Source organism: Streptomyces sp. NPDC046876 (assembly GCF_040645035.1).
Taxonomy (GTDB): domain Bacteria; phylum Actinomycetota; class Actinomycetes; order Streptomycetales; family Streptomycetaceae; genus Streptomyces.
This window is the reverse complement of record NZ_JBEYXK010000041.1, coordinates 1-15,211: the sequence shown is the minus strand read 5'-3', so window position 1 is coordinate 15,211 and position 15,211 is coordinate 1. Positions and strand designations below refer to the sequence as shown.

Sequence of the window (15,211 nt, the reverse complement as noted above, 5' to 3'; positions counted from 1 at the left end):
CCGTCGACCGTTGGAGGTCGTCTCGATGCGTCGCGCTGACGTCCCTGCTGTCCGTGACCACGCCGTCGTACTGGGCGCGGGTATTGCGGGGCTGTGCACCGCCGCCGTCCTCACCCGTCATTTCGCCCGAGTGACGCTGGTGGAACGCGACCAGATCAAGGGGAGGGGCGCAGACGGTGGTGGCAGAAGGGGGGTCCCGCAGAGTCCGCACATCCACGCCGTCCTGACACACGCGGCGCAACAGATGGAGCAGCTGCTTCCCGGACTGATCGAGCAGTGTCTGAACGGCGGTGCCGTGAGCGCCGAGCTCGGCAGTCAGAGCCGCATCACCTACCACGGTCACACGTTGCCCCAGAGGTTCGCAGGAGTGGACGGGATCATGGCATCACGGCCGTTCCTGGAAGCCCAGCTCCGCGAGCGCACTCTGCAGCTGGCGTCCCTGTCCCTTCGCGACGAGGTCGAGGTCGCAGGGTTGGTCACTGAAGGCACCCGGGGAGAAGCCGCCGTACGTGGAGTAGACCTGCATCCACGCGGCGGAGAAGCCGGTGGTGAGGTTTTGGAGGCAGACCTCGTGGTCGATGCAATGGGCCGCGGTGCGCGAAGCGGAGCCTGGCTGGAGGAGATGGGCTATCAAAGAGCCCCCGAGGAGCGCACGCGGATCAACGTCACCTACGCCAGTCGGCATTTCGCCCTCCCGCCGGATGCGCTCGGCGCCGACCGGGCCATCATGATCGGCGCCACATCGTCACAGCCATGCGGGATGGTCTTCGCGGCGCAGGAGAACGGCAGCTGGGTCATGTCCCTCCACAGTTACGGTAGCCACCGGACTCCTGTGGACGACGAAGAATTCCTCGATTTCGCCGCGACGATCGCCCCTCCCGATGTCATGAAAGAGCTGCGGCGCGCCGAACCGCTGGATCCTATCGCGGTGTACCGCTTCCCTTGCGGGGTCAGACGCCGCTACGACCGGTTGAAGCGCTTCCCTGACGGGTTGCTGACCATCGGGGATGCTCTCTGTTCGGTCAACCCCGTTTACGGCGCAGGTATTTCTCTGGCCGCCCGCGAAGCCATCTTGCTCGGCGAATGCCTTGCCGAGGAAGGCGCCAAGCCATTGGCTCGGCGCTTCTTCTCCTCGGCACACGACGCAACCTATCCAGCTTGGTGGCTGTCCAAGATAGGCGACTACAGCCTCATACGGGACGGATTCAGCGCTCGACTTCTCGGCTCCTCTTTTCGCCGCCTCATGGCCGCCGCTGAAAATGACCCGAAAACGGCATCCGCGGTACTCAGGTCACTGTCTTTCGTGGATTCCCCCCTCAAGCTCGTCCACCCCCGCATCCTCCGCCAGATGCTCCACCAGCCGACTTCACGAACACCGGAGACGACGGCGAAGTGACCTGAACCACGAGCTACTGCACCTCCACCGAGCTCGAGGGCGCTCAGGCTGTCAGGCCCTCGATTGCCACGGGAAGGTGGCGTGGGCCGCGCAGCACCGCGTTGGCGCGGTACGGCGGCGGGTCCTCCAGCAGGCGGGAGAACGTGACCCGGCGGAAGAGTTCGGGGACGGCCAGTTGGAGTTCCATGCGGGCGAGCGGGGCGCCGAAGCAGTAGTGGATGCCGGTGTAGAAGCCCAGGTGCTCGTTGTCCTTGCGGTCGGGATCGAACCGGTCAGGGTCCTCGAAGCGTTGGGGGTCGCGGTTGGCGGCGGCCAGCATGAGCCACACGGGCGAGCCCTTGGGGATCGTGGTGCCGGCGACGTCGATGTCGGCCAGGGCGGTGATCCACGGGACGAACTGGACCGGGGGCTCGTACCTCAGCACTTCCTCGATGAGCGGGACGGCCAGGTCCGGGTCCTTCTGGAACCGATCGAGGACGTCGGGGTGGCGCAGCAGGGTGAGGGTCGTGTTGGTGATCGCGTTGACGGTGGTCTCGTGGCCGGCGACCAAGAGCAGCACCGCGGTGGCTTCCAGGTCAGCCGGGGTCATGGTGGGGGCGAGGGCGCTGAGGATCCCGGGGCCGGGGTGGCGGCGTTTGGTCTCGATCAGATCGGTCAGGTAGGCGCCCATCTCCAGGCGTGCCCGCTGTGCCTTCTCCGGGCCGCCGTCGTCGCCGGAGTGGGGATCGATGGACGACGCCAGGGCGTCGGCCCAGGAGTGGAAACGCGGTTCGTCCTCGCGCGGCACGCCCAGGACCTTGCAGATGGCGGTGACGGGAAGGGGGTAGGAGAAGTCCTCGACGATGTCGACCTGGTCCTTGCCTTCGAAGGCGTCGAGCAGCTCGGTGACGGTCTTGGCCAGGTCTCCGCGCAGCCCGTCGAGGAATTCGGGGCTGTGAGGGGGACCGAAAGGCCGGTTGATGGTCTCGCGCAGCCGGTCGTGCACGGGCGGGTCCGTGAAGATGAAGCTGGGCGGCAAGCCCGACTCCGCCGCTTCTTGCCCGGGGCGGGCGTATCCGGGCGGACGGTTGCTCGTGTCGTTGCTCAGCCGCGGGTCGTTGGCCAGACTCCGTACCTCGTAGTAGGTGCTGACCAGGTAGGAGCCGTCCTCCTCCCGCCTGACCGGTTGCTTGCGCAGTTCCGCGTAGAGCGGGTACGGATCGGCCCGGTTGGCGTAGTCGGTGATCTGCGCGAGGATGCTGCCGGACGTCATGGTGACTCCTGAGGGCTCCGGGCGTTGCGAGGCCGGTGATCAGGCATGCGACGGAACGAACGTGACGCGCCGCTCGCTCGGTGAGTGGCCCGTCAGTGTGACGGTGGGCCCGTGGGTGGACAGATGGGGGTCGGGGAAGTCCGGGTCGATCGGCTGCAACGTCTCGGTCCGGCGGTCGACCGTGCGGTAGTCGGGCGGGAAGGGGGCGCCGGACGCGATCTGCTGTTCGTAGAACCCCAGCCACTTGGCTCCGTCGAAGGACGCCGCGGCGATGACGCGGCCGCGGTACCCGTACACGGCAACGAACCGGTCCTCCTCGAGCGCCCCCTGGGCGATGACCAGCTGGTCGCCCATCGAGGGGACACCCACCGACTTGATGTTGACACCGAACTGGGTGGACCAGAACATCGGCAGCCACAGGTGGGGACGGCGCTCCGGGCCTGCACAGATCATGTTGTGGGCGGCGATCTCGGCCTGTTCGACCGCGTTGCCCCAGTGCTCCAGCGCCAGGAACTGGTAGTCGAACAGCGGGTGGGGGCTGCGGGCGACGTCCCCGGCGGCGTAGATGTCGTCGGTGACGATGCCGTTGACGTCGAACACCCGGCATCCGGCGTCGCACGCGATGCCCCGCGGGCCCGCGGCCACCCCCGAACCGGCCAGCCATTCCGTGTTCCGCATGGCACCGAGCGAGACGACCGCCACGTCCACGTCGATCGCCGAACCGTCGGACAGATGGGCGCGCCGGAGTCGTCCCATGTCGTCGCCCGCCAGGGCGGTGACGCTGACGCCGCAGCGCAGGTCGACTCCGTGCTTGCGCTGCAGCCGGTCCGCGACGGCGCCGATCACTCCGCCGAGCGCACCCACCAGCGGTGCCGGGCCGCGTTCGGCGACCGTGACCTCGAGTCCCGACTCCCGGCAGGCGGAGGCGACCTCCGAGCCCGTGAAGCCGGCGCCGATCACCAGCACCCGGGATACGCCCCCGGTCAGCTTCCGGTACAGGCGGGCGGAGTCGTCGCGGGTACGCAGCACGAACACTCCGTCCAGTGCGGCCTCCTCCGGGTGGAACCAGGGGCGCGCTCTGGTCCCGGTGGTGATCAGCAGGCGGTCGTAGGGGACGGTGTCTCCGTTCGCCAGGCGCACCTGCTTGGCCTCCCGGTCCAGGGCCTCGGCGGCGACGCCCAGACGCCATTCGGCGTCGATGTCGCGCCGCCTCGGCAGCGCGGTGTCCTCGGGCCGTGCCCGTCCGAGCAGCGCCTGCTTGGACAGCGGCGGCCGGTCGTAGGGTTCGTACGGCTCGTCGCCGATCATGGTCAGCGATCCGGTGAAACCCTTCTCGCGCAAGGTCTCCGCCGCGCGCAGACCGGCCAGCGAAGCGCCGACGACGACGATGCGGCCCTGGCGCCGGAGGACCTCGACGTCCCGTTCAGCGGACATGGGGCTCCACCCGGTTCGTCGGCTCGTCGGAGTAGTCGACGAGGATGGCCTGGACCGGGCAGGCTGCGGCAGCCTTCGCCACCCGGTCACGCTGTGCCTCGTCGAAGCGGGGGGAGAACAGCAGGGCCTCTTCCCCGTGCAAGGCGAAGACGTCCGGAGCGAGGAAGACGCACTGCGCGAACCCCTGGCACCGGTTGAGATCGACGACAAGCCTCATTGGAATCCGCTCCCTGAACGGGCCGCGGTGGCCGAACCCCACGGCCGTCTGTGCTCGGTCCATTTGGTCGGTAGGCATGCCTCACGTTCAGCTTCGGCCTTTCGCCGAGGTCTCGCAAGGCGAGGGCGGCACTGTGAGGCCAGGCCTCGCGCGAGCCACAGCTGATCACGCTCCGCAACCACCAGCGTGCCGCCGTACCGGCGCCGGCGCCGGTTCCGTGACCGCGAGCCCGCACGGCACTGACAGTGGACGGTATGCCACAGGGCCGGGGGAAAACGCGCGCAGCACGGCACACGGCAGCACGGCACACGCCGGGTGAACACGACATGTGACCTCCCGCGGCCTCGACGGCAACGAGGCCACCGACCCCAGGCTGGAATATTTCCGGGTGTTCCCGGCAAACAAAGGAACCAAGTGTCAAAAGCATAGAAAGCAGACCATCATGGCTCTCGCATACGACGTCCTCGTCACCCCTCCTCCCCGGGCAGTCCTGCCCGACGGTTCCTCGGTCCGGCCGCTACCGGCCTGGTCCCCCATGTCGGCGACCCTCATCCACGGGAAGCGGGACGCCATCCTGATCGACGCCCCGCACCTGGAGGAGCAGTCCCGGCAGGTGGCCGAGTGGGTGCTGGCCTCGGGCAAGAACCTGGTCGCCATGTACGCCACCCACGGCCACGGCGACCACTGGTTCGGCTTCTCCGAGGTCGCCAAGCACTTCCCCAACGCGCGGATGATCGCCACCGAGGGCACCGTGGCCTTGGCTGAGTTCACCGCCGGAAAGCGTATGGCGTTCTGGAACGGCCAGTTTCCCGGCCAGATCGTCAAGGACATCGTGCTGCCCGAGGTGATCGACGACTACACCTTCCTCCTGGAGGGCGAGGAGGTCCGGTTCGTCGAGGCCGGCGACAGCGACGGACCGGACACCACGTTCGTGCACGTGCCGTCCCTCGGCCTCGTCGTGGCGGGCGACATCGTCTACAACGGCGTCCACCCCTACCTCGCCGGCGGCGAGAAGGCCCGGCCGCTGGCCGAGCGGCGCGCGGACTGGATCGCCGCCATCGACAAAATCGCTGCGCTCCACCCCCGCGCCGTCGTCGCCGGACACAAGAACCCCGCCAACGACGACGACCCCCGCCACCTGGACGAGACCCGCAAGTACCTGCAGGACACCGAGGAAGTGGCCGCCGTTGCCCGCCACGCCAAGGAGTTCGCCGACTTGATGCTGCTGCGCCACCTTGACCGCATCAATCCCACCATCCTGGCTCTGACTGCCGAACACCTCTACCCCGGAACGACCGTCGACGGACGCGCCGTCGAGTGGTGACCCACCACTCCGGTGCACCCCGGCACCACTTGCCCACACCAGCCACGGCTTCGCCGTCAAAACATCGCCACCGTACGAACCGGCGCGGCCGTCGCCCTGCGCTGACCACTTCACCCACCGGCCTGGCCGCATCTGGCGCCACGCCCGAGCAACCCCTGCATCGCCATCGGCGGCTACGGTTGGCCCAGGGGGATCGCGGTGAGCGGCGCCGTGACCGGCTCGACCAAGCCCAGCTCGCGGCCCTCGCCCGGCTCGGGGTGGAGTGGGCGCGCTGACTCGGCTCGGTTAGCCGAGCCAGACGATGTCCAGGACGGACAGATGCCGCAGCGGCTGGTTGACGAAGTAGATGACGGACAGCCGGCCCGCGGACGCGATACGGACATCCTCGCCCTCGGGGTCGCCCGGGTCCCACTGGCCAAAGCCCCACGGGTCGGCCGCCGCGGCGTCGAGCAGGTCCCGGACCATCTCCTCCGCGTGCTCGGGGAGCGCGGAAAGGACCTTCGCGGGCTGTGCCGAGAGGCGAACCGCGTACGGCCGCATGCTCACCGGCGGCGGCCCCGCAGTTCGTCCATGTCCACGAAACCGGTCTCGTCGAAGCCGGAAGCCACGAACGCGTCGACCGCTGGGGCAGAAGCCAGGCGTGCCTGCCAGACCTGCACCACCTCGTAGAGGGTGTTCAGGGAGAAGGTCCGCCGCGACTCGTCCAACGCCGCTGCCCACTCCCTCTCGAATGCCGGCACCCAGTGCTGCGCACGACGGTCCGCGCGCAGCTGAGCAAGGAGTTCAGCCGGCGCACCGGGCGCGGGCGCGTACGCCACGGCGGGGGCGGATGTGTACTCGTGCTGCGCGCTCATCGGCTCCTCCTGCGGCAGGTGCTACCGCCACGGTAGAGGACTTGCCCTCGCAATATCACCGCCTTCCTTCAGGGAGCGAGGCCGGGAAAGCGGCGGACTGGCCGCTCGCCCGCCCCCGCGGCGAGGCGCACTCCGGTCGGCTGGAACGCCCCGTTCACGGCGGTGGGGCGTAGAAGGGAGATCGGCTCATGAGCCCAGGGGCCTGGCTGTGTACGTCTGGCCTCTCGGGAGGACGCGAGCACCGTCAGGAGAGCCAGTCGGCATAGTGGGTGGGCGCGAGGTGGGCGTCCTTGTCGGTGATGACGTCGCCCTTGACGACGGAGAACATGCCGGCAGTGGGGTCGGTGACGACGGTGCGGTTGTCGCCCTTGTGGGACAAGGTGATCCGGCCGAGCTCGTCCAGGGCGAAGACCTCGGGCCCCGCAATGTTGCGCATACCCCTCAGCGGGGTTCCCACGGCGACGTCCGCCACGGCGCGGGCAACATCCTTGGAGGCGATCGGCTGGATCGGCGTGGGGGGCAGCCGGACGGTCTCGCCGTCGGCAGTCCAGGACAGGACCGCGTCGATGAACTCCATGAACTGTGTCGCTCGGACGATCGAGTAGGGGATCGGTCCGGCCTTGAGGATGTCCTCCTGGAGCACCTTGGCCCGGAAGTAGTCCAACTCCGGCACCTGATCCACGCCGACGATCGAGAGAATGACGAAGTGGCCCACGCCGCCCTTTTGGGCCGCGGCCAGAAGGTTGTCCATCGAGGTCTGGAAGAAGGCCAGGGAGGCTTCGTCGAAGGTCGGGGAGTTGGTCAGGTTGATGGTGACGTCGCTCCCCGCCATCGCCTCGTCCAGTCCCCGGCCGCTGATGACGTCGACTCCGGTGGACTGCGCGTGCGGCACCGCCTCATGCCCGGAGGCGTTCAAGATCTCGACGACCTGCGACCCGATCAGCCCCGTACCGCCGATGACTGCGCACTTCATGACACACCTTCCGCAGGGAGTACTGCCCGCAATATGGCATATAGAAGCTCATGTCCGAAGCACCCGACGGCTCCGGCCAGGCCTGCGGTTCGCAGGCTGACGGGCTCGAGGTGGATCGAGCACCAGTGCCCCTCTGGCCTGGGCCGAGTTGTCGGGGCAATGGGGGAAGGAACAGCGGCAGTCGTCCGGTCTTGGCATGTTCCGCGCCGCAACATGCTCGCGCCCAGGCAGCACGCATGTCCGTGCGGCGCAGGGCGGCGGTGCTCAGATCTCTCGATGCCCGGCTGAATGCGGTCTACGCCCGAGCGTGCCAGGCGCGGGACCTGGCCGATGCCTTTGTGCACGACTTCGACATCCAGCTGCTCGTACGGCGCGGCCGTGGACGGAGTCTGCGCGAGGGCGCCGTCGGGGCTTCGGCTCTCGGAGGGACCATCCCTCCGTTGAGCCTGCCCGTGGTGCAGTGCTGCTTCCCGCCCACCAGCCGCAACGGGAGGTCTCCACCGGGATCGCCACCTGCCCGTCGAACACCTCTGCCGGAGAACCCGCCTCCAGCCGGGCGGAGTACTCCTCGCAGTCGGACGGGGGCGCATAGCCGAACGGCACGCCGCGCCCGCGCCGCTCGGCCCGTACAGCGATGGCTTCGGCCCGGCGCGCGCCCAGGCCCGGCACCTCGGGCAGGTCCTCGCCTCGCGGCAATGCCGGCCGCCGGGTAGGGAGCCCTCGCCCTGGCCGCGCAGACCACCGCTCCGGGCATGGGTAGTGCCGCAGCAGCGTCTCGCCGTCTCACTCTCGAAAGCCGGCGCCGCGCGAGCACCACCGTGATCCCGGGTACCAGGGCCTTGGGAGCGGCGAGCACCCGGCGGCTGCACCGACCGGTCGGAGGTGCTGCTCAGCCCACCACCGTGGTACCGAGTGCCTTTCGCAGGACGTGGATGGCTTGTTCGATGGCTGCCGTCGCGGCCTTGGTGGGGCGGACCGGGTTGAGCATCATGAAGTCGTGCATGATTCCGTTGTAGCGGACACTCGTGGTCGGGACCCCGGCCTGGGTGAGCTTGGCAGCGTAGGCCTCGCCCTCGTCGCGGAGGACGTCGTTTTCGTCCACGATCACGAGGGCCGGGGGCAGGCCGCGAAGGTCGTCCAGCGTGGCCCGCAGCGGCGAGGCCGTGATCTCGTCGCGCTGCTCGCGACCGGGGATGTAGGAGTCCCAGAACCACGCCATGGCCCGGGCAGTGAGGAACGGGCCGTCGGCGAACTCCTGATAGCTGGCAGTGTCCTGGGCGGCGTCCGTGACCGGGTAGTACATCGACTGGTGCACGAAGCTCACGTCACCTCGCCGCTTCGCCATGATCGCCAAGGCGGCCGTCATGTTCCCTCCGACCGAGTCGCCGGCCACCGACATGCGGCTGGCGTCGAGGCCTTCGCTCGTCCCGTTCTTGGTGATCCACTGTGCGGTCGCGTACGCCTGTTCGATCGCCACGGGGTAGCGGGCCTCGGGCGAGCGGTCGTACTCGACGAAGGCGACCGCGGCCTTGGCGCCATCGCACAGTTCGCGGATGAGTCGGTCGTGGGTGCCCGAGTTGCCGAGGACCCAACCACCTCCGTGGATGTACAGGATGACGGGCAGGAGGCCTGCCGCTCCTAGCGGCTTGATGAGGCGGACTCGGACGTCGCCAACCTCGGCCGGCACCGTGAACCACTTGTCTTCGCCGACCTCGACCTTGGCGACCGGCGCGGCCTGAACGTCGTCGAGCACCTTGCGGGCGCCCTCCGGACCCAGTTCGTACAGGAAGGGCGGGCTGGCAGTCGCGTCCGCGAACGTCTGCGCCTCCGGCTCAAGGATGTAATCAGCCACGAGTTGCCTCTTTTCACTGAATTGTTCGGAGATACGCAGTTATCTCATCAAAGAAACCCTTCCGAGCCGGGGAGCGCAGAGGCTGTGTCACCCTCTTGGCGCCGACCGCAGTGGTCACCAGCAACGGCCCCTCAACACTTACTGCCTAGATCGGATGCCCTCTAAGTCTCGTCCTGGCTGCACTTCGCGCAGGGCCCAGGCGGCTTCTCGGTTTCGCCGGTTCGCCGGCCTACGCCGGTGCAGGGCCGCAACGTCTTCATTGTGGTCGCGCAGGAAGGTGGGGATCTCGTCGCGGGTCGGGTAGTTCGGCAGGGGGCCGGCTTGTCTTGGAGGAACGCAGTGACGACGGAGACGGCCTGGTCGTTGTTGTCGAGGCCGTTCCACATGTGGTGTCCGACTCCGGGCATGTACTGCGTGCGCTGGATGGCGGGGTCATTGGCAAGCACGGCGGTCGCCCATTGACGGACCTGGGAGGAGCACTCGGCGATCAGCAGCATCGCGGGGGTCCGGGAGCGCCCCAATTGCGGGGCGATGGAGGGCGAGTCCCAGCGGCTGGTGGAGTGCGCGACCGAGATGCTCGCCACCCGTCTGCGAGAGTCGGTCACGGTCCGCGCCGTGGCCGCTGCCGCCGAGGCGTCAACGACGGCGGTGTACTCCCCGTTCGGTGGCAAGGACGGGCTGATCGGTGCGGTGCGCGACAGAGCAGTCGCCGGCCTGTTCCAGGACCTGTCGAAGGTACAGACCGCAGCGGACCCTCTCGCCGACCTCTACGCGCTGGCCGTCGCCTACCGTCGTTGGGGGTGCGGACACAGCCACCTGTACACGGTGCTGTTCGGCGGTGTGCAGTCCTTCGACCCGTCGGGAGAGGTCGGTGCCAGTGACCCGATCCGTCCGCTCCTCGCGGCGATCGACCGCGCCCTGACGGCGTCCGTCCTCGCCGGCGACGCAACGGCGATCGCCTTGTCGATCTGGGCGACCCTGCACGGGCTCGTGACTCTCGAACTGGCCGGGGCCCTCGACGCCACCACGGCCGAGGCCGCATTCCGCTCATCGATTCACGCGACGCTGCGCGGATGGACCACCGCGGAAGTGTTCCGCAGCCTTCGCCAAGCCGAACGCGCTCGGTGACAGAATCAGCGGGGCCGGTATCCGGGCGCTCCCCCGCCAACGGCCGGCTCGGCGAGGTCGAAGGACTTCACGTCAGCTTTGACGCCGCGATGGCCAACCTCAACAGCCTCAAACGGGCTCCGGTCCATGGCTGGCCGCACCCGGTTGACCTTGGCAGCCCCCGGGCCCGACTGGCCCGGGCCGGCACCGGCCGCCTCGCCACACCGACGGATTACAGGTCGTCTCCGCGGGCGTGGGTCGGAAGCAGATGCGCGCGCCGATGTGCCGACGAGGTCAGAAGTACTCCGCTCCGCGGCTGCCGAGCCTGTACGGGCGGCGGCGTCCGTCGTCGGCCATCTGCTGCGCCGCTCGCCTTGGACGGCCGGACGGCCGGCCTGCCTTGCTCGGTTGCGGGTTCTGGGTACCTCAGTCGAGCACTGCGGTCGCCTCGATCTCGACCAGGTGCTCGGGAACGTCCAGCGCCGCCACGCCGATCAGCGTGGCCGGCGGCATCGGTACCCCACCCAGCTTCACTGCCGCCCGGGAAATCCCTTCCATGAGCAGGGGCATCTTCTCGGGCGTCCAGTCGACGACATAGACGGTGAGCTTCGCCAGGTCGTCGACCGACCCTCCGGCACCGGCCAGGGCGGTGGCGACGTTGAGGTAGCACTGCTCGACTTGAGCTGCCAGGTCGCCCTCGCCGACCGTGACTCCGTCGGCGTCCCAGGCGACCTGTCCGGCGATGAAGACCGTGCGCGAGCCGGATGCGATCGCGACCTGCCGGTAGGCGTCGACGGTGGGCAGTCCCTCGGGGTTGAGCAGGGTGACGGACATGTTTCTCCCTTTCTCACTCTCTTGTGGTTACTGGGGAACCGTAGGAGAGTGAGCGCTGACATGGAAGAACGCACTTCTGGGTGACTGGGGAACCTCATGGTGACCAAGCAGGTCGAAGGCTCGGCCAAGGACGAGGCGGATGTGACACGGGCGGACTCCCTGGCACGGGAGATCTTCACGGACATCGCCAACAAGTGGGCGCTCCTCATCATCGAAGCGGTGGGCGACCGCACACTGCGCTTCACCGAACTGCGCAACGAGGTCGAAGGCATCAGCCACAAGATGCTCACGCAGAACCTGCGCCTGCTGGAACGCAACGGCCTGGTCGAGCGGACGGTGCACCCCACCGTGCCTCCGCGCGTCGAGTACGCCCTCACCGAACCCGGCCGGGCTCTGCGCGCCACCGTCGACAGCATGTGCGACTGGACCCACCGCTACCTCGGCGACATCGAAACCGCCCGCCGCCGCTTCGACACCGCGTGAGAAGCCTGATCGCCCCCACCGCCGACACGCACGACGGGGACGTGGCCTAAGGTTCTGCCGCTGACCCCCGCAAAGCCGAGGCCTGCAGGCCACGGCCGCCGGACACACCGCCCCCAGTCCGTCGGCCCTCCCAGGGGGCCGGCGCGCAACCCCCGGGCGCGCCGGCCTCCACTCCGCCACTCGATCCGGACATGCCGCGTCCCTCGCCACGGACCCGCGCCAAGAGCGGTGCCCGCCGCGAGATGGGGACGCTGGCTGGCATGCTGCTGTCGGCGACGGTGGGCGGCCTGAGCGTCCAGACGCTGGGCGCCGCTCCGCTGCTGGTGTTCAACGCCGGTAACTTCCTCGTGTCGGCGCTGTTCGTCGTCGCGATCGGGCGGCTCCCTGACCGGCCGCCGACAGCCCCCGACACCGCACTGCCGACACCGGTGCGGGCAGCTGCCGGGCGGCCGCTGAAGGGACGGCGTCTCATCCTGCTCTACGCACAGGGCAGCGTGGTCGTTCCGGTGTTCAATGCGCTGCTGCCCCCCGCCGTCATCGGCGAACTGCACCTGGGGGCACATACGTTCGGCCGCTGTCGATGCCCTCGGGTGCCTCGGCTTCCTGGCGGCCACAGTCGCCCACCGGATCGTCGGCAGGCGTCATCCGGACCATGCTGCCGGCGTCGGCCGACGAGGCCGCGGCGGGCAGGGCTTTCGGGCTCGCGAACGGCGGCGGGCCGGCCGCCACGGTCGGGGTGACGTTCCTGTTGGCGGCGGTCACCGACCGCAGCGACACCCACTACGGCTTCGCGGTCCTCGCCGCCGTTGCGCTGCTGGCCACCGTGTCCGCCGGACTGCTGCTGAGGACACCCGCCCCGGGCCGCCGGGATGCGCTCGTCCCGCGGTACCGGTCGAGCACGGCTGCGGCCGTCGCTGCGATCGCTGCGCGCAGCTCCTCGGGGGCGAGGACCGCCGGGGCGACCTCCGGCTCCGGGGACGACACCGGTGCGTACCGCCCACCGCCACGCCGCCCGTGAAAACGCAGGCGCGTCGCAGACTGCCCCGCGTCGTGTTGCCGAAGAGCGCCACGACGGCGAGGCGGTAGCGGTCATCGGTCTGTGCAGTCACCAGGCCGCGGGGCCGAGACGGTCGACGAAGATCCCGGTCGGGCCGTCGGCGCCGAGCGTTGCGAGCCGGACGATCGAGTCGGTGCCCTCGGTCACCGTCAGCTGGCCGGTGTGGTGGTTCATGTCGGTGGCGGCGAACTTACGGTTGGCGATCTCGCCGGGCGTGGCGACGTTGAACTTGATGTCCGGGAACGCCTGGGCGTAGCGGACGGTGAGCATGTTCAGTGCTGCCTTCGAGGAGCTGTAGGCCAGTTCGTGCATCTGTGAGACGGGCTGGGCGGGGTCGGTGACGACGGCGAAAGAGCCGCCGCCGCTGGAGACCATGACCACTCGCGGTTGCTGCGCTGCCTGCAGCAGGGGCAGGAACGCCTTGGTCACTCGGACCGGCCCGTAGACGTTGGTGTCGTAGACGGAGTGGATCTCGTCGGCCGTCGCCTCTGCCGGGTGGAGGATCTTTCCGGGTGTACCGGCGTTGTTGACGAGCACGTCCAGGCGGTCGGTGTGTTCGCGCACGAGCCGTACCGCCTCGGCGACCGATTCGTCCGAGGTCACGTCCAGCGGCACCATGATCACTCTGGCGCCACCGGCGGTCAGCTTGTCGGCGGCGGCCTGTCCCCGGGCTGCGTCGCGGGAGCCGAGGAAGACCGTCCAGTTCAGTTCGCCGAGACGCCGCGCGGTTTCGAGGCCGAGGCCCTTGTTCGCTCCGGTGATCAGCACCGAGGTCGGTTCCGAGGTCAGTTCCGTGTTCATTGGGCACCCTCCCGTGCAGTTATTGCACATCCGTGCAACGACTGCACGAAGATATACTTATGATCTTTCTATCCGTCAAGACCGTTGCGATCTCCGGACACGAGGAGTGCCAGGCCACGATGACCAGTGCCGAATCGAGCCGCCGCGGCGGACGCGAAGCGCAGCGCCGCCGTACGCGCAAGGCGATCGTCGACGCGGCGGTGCGGCTGAGCGCCGGCGGATCGACGCCGTCCGTCGACGAGATCGCGGCCGCCGCCGACGTCTCACGCCGCACGATCTACATGTACTTCCCGGCTCTGGACCAGCTGCTGATCGACGCAACCGCCGGCGCGCTCAACGAGCCCCCCGTGGCGGAGGCCCTGGCGGATCCCCGGCTCGCCGACGACGCCGCGGGCCGGGTGGACGCCCTGATACGGACCCTGCTCGCGCACTCACCGCAGTCCCTCCCCCTGGGGCGCCGGCTGATCCGCCTGACGGTCGACCCACCGGCGAGCGGCGACACCGCCCCACCGCACGCGCCACGCCGCACGCAGCGGCGGGTCGAATGGCTGGAGCAGGCCTGCGAACCGCTGCGCAGCACCCTGAGCGAGGAGTCCTTCGCGCGCCTGATCTCCGCCCTGACCATCGTGGTCGGCTGGGAGGCACAGATCGCCCTGCGCGATGTCCGCGGCCTGGACCCACAGGCCGAGCAGGAGGCCATCACCTGGGCCGCACGCGCCCTGGTCCAGGCAGCGATCAACGAAGGGTGACCTTGACCCACGGGCGCCGGCGAGCGCCTCCTGGAACTCATCGGCATCCCCCGGCAGGCGTTGCCCGTGATCGAACCGTCCGGCAGCCGCCAGTCCTTCCCGCGTGCGGCCGCCGACGAACGCATCCCCGGCATACCCCCGGCAAGCCTCCGGGCTCGAGCCGGTCGGACGGGCGCATGCGATTTCCGGACCGATGCAGGCAGCCGACTGCTGTGCCGAGGGCGCCGGCCGGGAGGGCTCGGCGTTCGTTCTGTAACGGTCACCTCGGCGCGAACCCGCGTGAACACGACTCCGTTCCGGGGACGTTGCCGAATATGGCCCTCAGCGTCCCTCTTCGCCGTGCCCTTTTCCGGTCCGCGCGCTGAAGCGACGCGCCGCGGTCCGGGTCGTTCCCACGGCCAGGAGTCCCACGTGCATTCCTCTCTTTCCGAAGACCTCACCGAGCTGACCACCGAGCGGCTCGTCCTGCGCAGCTGGACGGTGGCCGAGGCCCTCGCCGTCATCGAATACGAAGGCGGCGCCCGGCCTTCCGGCTGGGCCGCCGACTTCCCTGCCGAAGGCGACGCGTCATCGCAGGCCTCCTCGGCGACAACCCCGCCTGGTTCGGTGCATACGGCCATCGCCTGATTCACGGAGCAGGCCAGCGGTCTCGTCGTCGGCTCGATCGGCCTGTTCTGGCCGCCACTGTCCAACCCGGCCTCCGTCCGCGTCCTGGAGAAGGCCGGCTTCCAGCGGTACGACACCACCCCGGCCGAGGACAACGAAGGCATCGCCCGCTTCAAGGTCAGCCGGCCCACCCCAAGCAGGTAGACCCCGTGTGGGGGGGGGGGCTCCCCGCCCCCCCCCACCCCCGCGGGGGGGGGCGACACGCCCGGGCG

Annotated in this window: 15 protein-coding genes and 1 pseudogene; 7 read left to right on the top strand and 9 right to left on the bottom strand. The window is 69.2% G+C overall.

From position 1 onward, the window contains the following. Window positions 1-25 precede the first annotated feature (25 nt). Window positions 26-1,396 carry an FAD-dependent monooxygenase gene (locus tag ABZ924_RS21625; RefSeq protein WP_361912149.1) on the top strand — a complete coding sequence of 457 codons (1,371 nt, stop codon included), beginning with the start codon at window positions 26-28 and terminating at the stop codon, window positions 1,394-1,396. Between the two features lie 43 nt (window positions 1,397-1,439). Here ABZ924_RS21625 and ABZ924_RS21620 read toward each other — a convergent pair whose 3' ends face one another. Genes ABZ924_RS21620 through ABZ924_RS21610 form a run of 3 tightly spaced genes read right to left on the bottom strand, consistent with a single transcriptional unit; the run spans window position 1,440 to window position 4,299 of the window. Then, entirely contained in the window at window positions 1,440-2,648 is a 1,209-nt protein-coding gene (locus tag ABZ924_RS21620) for a cytochrome P450 (protein WP_361912048.1), read from the bottom strand. 39 nt (window positions 2,649-2,687) lie between these two features. Further along, window positions 2,688-4,082: an FAD-dependent oxidoreductase gene (locus tag ABZ924_RS21615; RefSeq protein ID WP_361912045.1), complete on the bottom strand. Its 1,395-nt coding sequence runs from the start codon at window positions 4,080-4,082 to the stop codon at window positions 2,688-2,690. After that, window positions 4,072-4,299 carry a ferredoxin gene (locus ABZ924_RS21610; protein WP_361912042.1) on the bottom strand — a complete coding sequence of 76 codons (228 nt, stop codon included), beginning with the start codon at window positions 4,297-4,299 and terminating at the stop codon, window positions 4,072-4,074. Before ABZ924_RS21610 ends, ABZ924_RS21615 begins: the two co-directional genes overlap by 11 nt. A 442-nt stretch (window positions 4,300-4,741) precedes the next feature. Here ABZ924_RS21610 and ABZ924_RS21605 point away from each other — a divergent pair, with 442 nt between their 5' ends. Further along, a complete protein-coding gene (locus tag ABZ924_RS21605; RefSeq protein WP_361912040.1) occupies window positions 4,742-5,623 on the top strand; it encodes an MBL fold metallo-hydrolase in 882 nt (293 codons plus the stop codon). A gap of 285 nt (window positions 5,624-5,908) precedes the next feature. Here ABZ924_RS21605 and ABZ924_RS21600 read toward each other — a convergent pair whose 3' ends face one another. The 4 genes from ABZ924_RS21600 to ABZ924_RS21585 form a co-directional block, all read right to left on the bottom strand. Continuing rightward, complete coding sequence (locus ABZ924_RS21600; RefSeq protein ID WP_361912147.1) at window positions 5,909-6,163, bottom strand: hypothetical protein; 255 nt, start codon at window positions 6,161-6,163, stop codon at window positions 5,909-5,911. Between the two features lie 2 nt (window positions 6,164-6,165). Next, window positions 6,166-6,477, bottom strand: a complete 312-nt coding sequence (locus tag ABZ924_RS21595; protein WP_361912037.1) for a DUF6247 family protein — start codon at window positions 6,475-6,477, stop codon at window positions 6,166-6,168. A 244-nt stretch (window positions 6,478-6,721) separates the two neighbouring features. After that, on the bottom strand, window positions 6,722-7,450 hold the full coding sequence (locus ABZ924_RS21590; RefSeq protein ID WP_361912034.1) for an NAD(P)H-binding protein: 729 nt from the start codon (window positions 7,448-7,450) through the stop codon (window positions 6,722-6,724). An 889-nt stretch (window positions 7,451-8,339) separates the two neighbouring features. Beyond that, a complete protein-coding gene (locus ABZ924_RS21585; RefSeq protein ID WP_361912032.1) occupies window positions 8,340-9,302 on the bottom strand; it encodes an alpha/beta hydrolase in 963 nt (320 codons plus the stop codon). A 573-nt stretch (window positions 9,303-9,875) separates the two neighbouring features. On the opposite strand from ABZ924_RS21585, the gene ABZ924_RS21580 reads away from it, so the two are divergent. After that, complete coding sequence (locus tag ABZ924_RS21580) at window positions 9,876-10,430, top strand: TetR-like C-terminal domain-containing protein (protein WP_361912029.1); 555 nt, start codon at window positions 9,876-9,878, stop codon at window positions 10,428-10,430. A 405-nt stretch (window positions 10,431-10,835) separates the two neighbouring features. On the opposite strand, the gene ABZ924_RS21575 is transcribed toward ABZ924_RS21580, so the two are convergent. Then, entirely contained in the window at window positions 10,836-11,243 is a 408-nt protein-coding gene (locus tag ABZ924_RS21575) for a RidA family protein (protein ID WP_361912026.1), read from the bottom strand. 96 nt (window positions 11,244-11,339) lie between these two features. On the opposite strand from ABZ924_RS21575, the gene ABZ924_RS21570 reads away from it, so the two are divergent. Beyond that, window positions 11,340-11,726: a helix-turn-helix domain-containing protein gene (locus ABZ924_RS21570; protein ID WP_361912023.1), complete on the top strand. Its 387-nt coding sequence runs from the start codon at window positions 11,340-11,342 to the stop codon at window positions 11,724-11,726. A gap of 652 nt (window positions 11,727-12,378) precedes the next feature. Then, window positions 12,379-12,744, top strand: a complete 366-nt coding sequence (locus ABZ924_RS21565; protein WP_361912021.1) for a hypothetical protein — start codon at window positions 12,379-12,381, stop codon at window positions 12,742-12,744. Between the two features lie 87 nt (window positions 12,745-12,831). On the opposite strand, the gene ABZ924_RS21560 is transcribed toward ABZ924_RS21565, so the two are convergent. Next, window positions 12,832-13,584, bottom strand: a complete 753-nt coding sequence (locus tag ABZ924_RS21560) for an SDR family NAD(P)-dependent oxidoreductase (RefSeq protein WP_361912019.1) — start codon at window positions 13,582-13,584, stop codon at window positions 12,832-12,834. A gap of 59 nt (window positions 13,585-13,643) precedes the next feature. Between ABZ924_RS21560 and ABZ924_RS21555 the strand changes: the two genes are divergently transcribed. Together ABZ924_RS21555 and ABZ924_RS21550 are read left to right on the top strand one after the other, a co-directional pair. Next, window positions 13,644-14,333 carry a TetR/AcrR family transcriptional regulator gene (locus tag ABZ924_RS21555; RefSeq protein ID WP_361912016.1) on the top strand — a complete coding sequence of 230 codons (690 nt, stop codon included), beginning with the start codon at window positions 13,644-13,646 and terminating at the stop codon, window positions 14,331-14,333. Window positions 14,334-14,744: 411 nt separating this feature from the next. After that, window positions 14,745-15,143 (top strand): annotated as a pseudogene (locus ABZ924_RS21550) (hypothetical protein). Window positions 15,144-15,211: the final 68 nt, after the last annotated feature.